The following is a 4,613-nucleotide window of genomic DNA, read 5'->3' as shown; positions in this document are numbered from 1 at the left end:
TGCTCGATGAGCCGACCAACCATCTCGACCTCGACTCGATCGAGGTGCTGGAGGCGGCGTTGCGGAGCTATGACGGCGCGCTGCTGGTGGTCAGCCACGATCCCGCTTTCCTCGAGGCGATCGGCATCGAGCGGGAAGTCGCGCTCTCCTAACCCCAAACCGTCACCCCGGCCTTGTGCCGGGGTCTGCCGTGCAACGACGGAAGTCATGCCTTGTTGCGCGGCGGATCCCGGGACGAGCCCGGGATGACGGTATGGAATGGGGCTGATGCTGCCCTCTAGCCCGACCGTCATGCCGGCCCTGTGCAGGCATGACGGTGCCGCGGACGCGGGGCTGGAGGCTCCGTGGACACCGGCACAAGGCCGGGGTGCGGTTGAACTTGGGCCTAGTGCGAGCCTGTCACAGCGACCGCCCGATCAGCTCCTTCATGATCTCGTTGGTCCCGCCATAGATCCGGCTGACCCGCGCGGCGCGCCACATCCGGGCGATCGGATATTCGTTCATATAGCCCGCGCCGCCATGGAGCTGGAGGCACTTGTCCATGACCTCCCATTGCAGTTCGGTGTGCCAGAGCTTGGCCGCCGCGCCCTCGGTCGGGGTCAGCTCGCCCTTCAGATGCCGCTGGATCGCCCAGTCGAGATGCGCCCAGCCGACCTGGAGCTTGGTCTTCAGATCGGCGAGCACGAAGCGCGTGTTCTGGAAGTCGAACACCGTCCCGGCGAAGGCCTTGCGCGTCTTGGTGAACTCGACGGTCTCGTCGAACGCCTTCTGCGCCGAGGCCTGGGTACCGATCGCGATCGACAGCCGTTCCTGCGGCAATTGGCTCATCAGATAGATGAAGCCCTTGCCTTCCTCGCCCAGGCAATTGGTCATCGGCACGCGCACGTCCTCGAAGAACAATTCCGAAGTATCGGCGGCATCCTGGCCGATCTTGTCGAGCTTGCGGCCGCGCTTGAACCCCTCGCGATCGGCCTCGACCAGGATGATCGACATGCCCTTGTACGCCGGCTTCGCGTCGGGATCGGTCTTGGCGACGACCAGCACCAGATCGGCATTCTGGCCGTTGGTGATATAGGTCTTACTGCCGTTGACGACATAGTGATTGCCGTCCTTCCTGGCGGAGGTGCGGATCGCCTGGAGGTCGGAGCCGGTGCCCGGCTCGGTCATCGCGATCGCGGTGATCGTCTCGCCCGAGACGAGCCGCGGCAGCCATTGCTTCTTCTGCTCTTCCGACCCGTAGGATTCGAGATAGCCGCAGACGATGTCCGATTGCAGCGAGAAGCCGGCGGGCACGCCGATATAGGACATCTCCTCGTCGACGATCGCGTTGTAGCCGAAATCGAGCCCCAACCCGCCATAGGCCTCGGGCACGGTCGGGCACAGCATCCCGATCTCGCCCGCCTTGCGCCAGAATTCCTTGGGGACCAGCCGGTTTTCTTCCCAGGTGCCGACATTGGGCACGCCTTCCTTTTGCAGGAACGAACGGACGGTCTGGCGGAACGCCTCGTGATCGTCGTTATACGCGAAGCGGCCGGGCACGCTGTCGGGGGTCATGGTCCTCTCCCTAGGTCCTTGATTGCAACCTTTCGGGCAAGGTGCGGGGAGTTTACGCGGGCGTCAACCCGGCTTTCGCGTGGCCCCGAAATGGGGCTAAGGCAGAGGTCACGATTTCAGGAGTGTGCATGAAACTCGCCAGCCTCAAGAACGGCCGTGACGGCAAGCTCGTCGTGGTGTCGACCGACCTCGCCTGGTACGCCGATGCCGGGCACATCGCGCCGACGCTGCAGGCGGCGCTCGACGATTGGGACCGGCTCTCGCCCGATCTCCGCAATCTCCAGACCGATCTCGACCATGAGGTCATTCCGCGCCAGCGCTTCCACGAGCATGACGCCGCCTCGCCCTTGCCGCGCGCGTACCAATGGGCCGACGGCTCGGCCTATGTGAACCACGTGGCGCTGGTGCGGCAGGCCCGCAATGCCGAGATGCCCGAGAGCTTCTGGCACGACCCGTTGATGTACCAGGGCGGGTCGGACGGCTTTCTCGGCCCGCGCGACGCCATCCCGCTCGCCGACGAGAACTGGGGATGCGACCTCGAGGCCGAAGTGGTGGTGGTGACCGGCGACGTACCCTTGGGCGCGACGCGCGAGCAGGCGCTCGACGCGATCCTGCTGGTCGGCCTGACCAACGACGTCAGCTTGCGCAATCTCATCCCTGGCGAGCTCGCCAAGGGATTCGGCTTCTTCCAGTCCAAGCCGGCCAGCGCCTTCTCGCCGGTGTTCGTGACGCCCGATGCGCTGGGCGATTGGTGGAAAGACGGCAAGCTTCGCCGCAAATTGATGGTCGACCTCAACGGCCAGCCGTTCGGCCGCGCCGAAGCGGGTGAGGACATGACCTTCGATTTCGGCACGCTCGTCGCGCATGCCGCGAAGACGCGGCGGCTCGGCGCCGGCACCATCATCGGCTCGGGCACCGTGTCCAACCGTGACGCCGACGGCGGTCCGGGCAAGCCGATCGCCGAAGGCGGCGTCGGCTATTCATGCCTCGCCGAGGTTCGCACGGTCGAGACGATCCGCACCGGCGCGGCGACGACGCCGTTCCTCAAGAAGGGCGACACGGTCCGCATCTGGGCGGAGGACGACCGTCATCATCCGATCTTCGGGGTGATCGAACAGACGGTGGAATAAACGGTACCGTCACCCCAATCTGTCTCGTCACCCCAGCTAAACCTGGGGTTTCGTGCCTCCTCGCGCCTTCGCCCGAGGCCCCAGCTTTCGCTGGGGTGACGGGTATAGCCATCCGCTCGGCATAGCCTGTTTGCCGGGCGGACAATCGGCCGGGCCCGCCGCAAGACTCGCCAAGCTCGTTGAAATTTTATAACAACGACACCAAGGCCGCGCGCGATCGTTGCGGTGACCTGAGTCGAACCCGGAGAGAGCATGGCCAGCGAGCATCCGCGCGCCAATCTGAAGCCCCTGTCATTGCACGTGCCGGAGCCCAAATTCCGCCCCGGCGACACGGTCGATTTCAGCGCGGTCGACGTCCCCGCGGCGGGCGCGGCGCGGCGTCCCGACACCGCCGACAAGCCGCAGGACTTCATCGACCTCGCCTATACGATGGTCCGCGTGCTCGACGAGGACAATTGCGCGGTCGGGCCCTGGAATCCCAAGCTCTCGCCCGATGCGATGCGCCGCATGCTTCGCAACATGGCGCTGGTCCGCGCCTTCGACGAGCGCATGTTCCGCGCCCAGCGCCAGGGCAAGACCAGCTTCTACATGAAGAGCCTGGGCGAGGAGGCGGTGTCGATCGGCGCCGCCGCCGCGCTCGCCGACGACGACATGTGCTTCCCCAGCTACCGCCAGCAGGGCGTGCTGATCTCGCGTGGCTGTCCGCTGGTCGACATGATGAACCAGATCTATTCGAACACCGGCGACAAGCTGCAGGGAAAGCAGCTGCCGATCATGTATTCGGAAAAGCGCTTCGGCTTCTTCTCGATCTCGGGCAATCTGACGACGCAATATCCCCAGGCGGTGGGCTGGGCGATGGCTTCCGCCTCGCGCGGCGACACGCGGATCGCGGCGACCTGGTGCGGCGAGGGCTCGACGGCGGAAGGCGATTTCCACTCGGCGCTGACCTTCGCCACCGTCTATCGCGCACCGGTCATCTTCAACGTCGTCAACAACCAATGGGCGATCAGTTCGTTTTCGGGTTTCGCCGGCGCCGAGGCGACGACCTTCGCCGCGCGCGCCGTGGGCTATGGCGTCGCCGGCCTCAGGGTCGACGGCAACGACGCGCTGGCGGTCTATGCCGCGACCCTATGGGCGGCAGAGCGCGCGCGGACCAACCAGGGCCCGACGCTGATCGAGCATTTCACCTATCGCGCCGAAGGGCATTCGACCTCCGACGATCCGACCCAATATCGCTCGGCGGGCGAGCCCAATGCCTGGCCGCTGGGCGATCCGATCACCCGGCTCAAGGACCATCTGGTCGCGCTCGGCGAATGGGACGAGGAGCGCCACGCCGCGCAGGACAAGGAACTCGCGGAAATGGTGCGCGACGCGCAGAAGGAGGCCGAGAAGAACGGCATCCTCGGCCACGGCCTGCACCAGCCGCTCGATTCGCTGTTCGACGGCGTGTTCGAGGAGATGCCGTGGCATCTGCGCGAACAGCGCCAGATGATGCTCGACGAGGAAGAAGCATCGGGGCGGCCATGGGCGCGGAAGCGGTGATGCGCAGCATCGCCGTCCCGGCGCAGGCCGGGATCCCGAGCCGCGAGCGCGCGCTCTATTTTCAGGAGACCCCAGCGTTCGCTGGGGTGACGGAGTTGAGCTGGTGAGCGACGTCATCGAAACCGAAACGGGTGCGGCCGAGACCGGCACCACCACCCGCATGAACATGATCCAGGCGATCAACTCGGCGCTCGATGTGATGATGGCGCGCGATCCCGACGTGATCGTGATGGGCGAGGACGTCGGCTATTTCGGCGGCGTGTTCCGCGCGACCGCCGGCTTGCAGAAGAAATACGGCAAGACGCGCGTGTTCGACACGCCGATCACCGAATGCGGCATCGTCGGCGTCGCGGTCGGCATGGGCGCCTATGGCCTGCGCCCGGTGCC

General features: G+C 65.8%; 4 protein-coding genes and 1 pseudogene. 4 read left to right on the top strand and 1 reads right to left on the bottom strand.

The window, feature by feature from the left end; translation table 11 throughout:
- Positions 1 to 399: 399 nt before the first annotated feature.
- On the bottom strand, positions 400 to 1,554 hold the full coding sequence (locus tag ACTHJR_RS10520) for an acyl-CoA dehydrogenase family protein (protein WP_440523118.1): 1,155 nt from the start codon (positions 1,552 to 1,554) through the stop codon (positions 400 to 402).
- Positions 1,555 to 1,682: 128 nt separating this feature from the next.
- Here ACTHJR_RS10520 and ACTHJR_RS10515 point away from each other — a divergent pair, with 128 nt between their 5' ends.
- The 4 genes and pseudogenes from ACTHJR_RS10515 to ACTHJR_RS10500 form a co-directional block, all read left to right on the top strand.
- On the top strand, positions 1,683 to 2,684 hold the full coding sequence (locus tag ACTHJR_RS10515) for a fumarylacetoacetate hydrolase family protein (protein ID WP_440523117.1): 1,002 nt from the start codon (positions 1,683 to 1,685) through the stop codon (positions 2,682 to 2,684).
- Positions 2,685 to 2,936: 252 nt separating this feature from the next.
- Positions 2,937 to 4,226 (top strand): 3-methyl-2-oxobutanoate dehydrogenase (2-methylpropanoyl-transferring) subunit alpha, encoded by a 1,290-nt coding sequence (locus ACTHJR_RS10510; RefSeq protein ID WP_440523116.1) that lies wholly within the window; start codon positions 2,937 to 2,939, stop codon positions 4,224 to 4,226.
- Positions 4,208 to 4,333, top strand: coding sequence for a hypothetical protein (locus ACTHJR_RS10505; RefSeq protein ID WP_440523115.1), 126 nt, complete (start codon positions 4,208 to 4,210; stop codon positions 4,331 to 4,333). Before ACTHJR_RS10510 ends, ACTHJR_RS10505 begins: the two co-directional genes overlap by 19 nt.
- Positions 4,334 to 4,386: 53 nt before the next feature.
- Positions 4,387 to 4,613, top strand: a pseudogene (locus ACTHJR_RS10500) (alpha-ketoacid dehydrogenase subunit beta); the annotation flags it as partial.

The organism is Sphingomonas sp., from assembly GCF_051962185.1.
Taxonomy (GTDB): domain Bacteria; phylum Pseudomonadota; class Alphaproteobacteria; order Sphingomonadales; family Sphingomonadaceae; genus Sphingomonas.
The sequence above is the reverse complement of the archived record's forward strand: the minus strand, read 5'-3'. Positions and strand labels throughout refer to the sequence as shown.

Coding starts and splice junctions, on each gene's coding strand:
- ACTHJR_RS10520 (WP_440523118.1), bottom strand. CDS start 1,554: ATGACCCCCGACAGCGTGCCCGGCCGCTTCGCGTATAACGACGATCAC.
- ACTHJR_RS10515 (WP_440523117.1), top strand. CDS start 1,683: ATGAAACTCGCCAGCCTCAAGAACGGCCGTGACGGCAAGCTCGTCGTG.
- ACTHJR_RS10510 (WP_440523116.1), top strand. CDS start 2,937: ATGGCCAGCGAGCATCCGCGCGCCAATCTGAAGCCCCTGTCATTGCAC.
- ACTHJR_RS10505 (WP_440523115.1), top strand. CDS start 4,208: ATGGGCGCGGAAGCGGTGATGCGCAGCATCGCCGTCCCGGCGCAGGCC.